At 59.7% G+C, this 419-nt stretch carries 1 protein-coding gene and 1 pseudogene; both read right to left on the reverse strand.

The annotated features are described in order from the left end of the window. Nucleotides 1-266: ATP-binding cassette domain-containing protein (locus ALO43_RS11765; RefSeq protein WP_157062285.1), on the reverse strand; the 266-nt coding region annotated here is incomplete at its 3' end. After that, nucleotides 263-419: pseudogene (locus ALO43_RS28730) on the reverse strand (ornithine carbamoyltransferase); the annotation flags it as partial. The gene ALO43_RS11765 and the pseudogene ALO43_RS28730, both read right to left, overlap by 4 nt.

The raw sequence follows: 419 nt of genomic DNA on the forward strand, positions 1-419 counted from the left end.
TCCTGAAACACCATGCCGATGCGACGCTTCTCCGGTGCCAGAGTCCAGCCCGGACGGGAAATGACTTCGCCCGCCAGGGTTATCTCCCCTGCATGTATCGGCTCGAAACCGGCAATCGCACGCAGTGTGGTGGTCTTGCCGCAGCCCGATGATCCCAGCAGGCAGCCGATATCGCCCGCGTTAAGGTGCAGATTCAACTCCTGCACCACGCGCTGATTCTGATAGCCGCACGCCAGATTGCGCAGGTTCAGCAGCAAATGGCTCATGCGCGCTGGTGAGACGGCGCGACGAGAAACTCCAGCAACGCTTTCTGTGCGTGCAGGCGATTCTCTGCCTGATCCCATGCGACCGAACGCGAATCATCCAGCAGATCTACACTGATTTCTTCGCCACGGTGGGCAGGCAGACAGTGCATGAAC

Origin of the sequence: Pseudomonas tremae (genome assembly GCF_001401155.1) — a bacterium.
GTDB classification, from domain to species: domain Bacteria; phylum Pseudomonadota; class Gammaproteobacteria; order Pseudomonadales; family Pseudomonadaceae; genus Aquipseudomonas; species Aquipseudomonas tremae.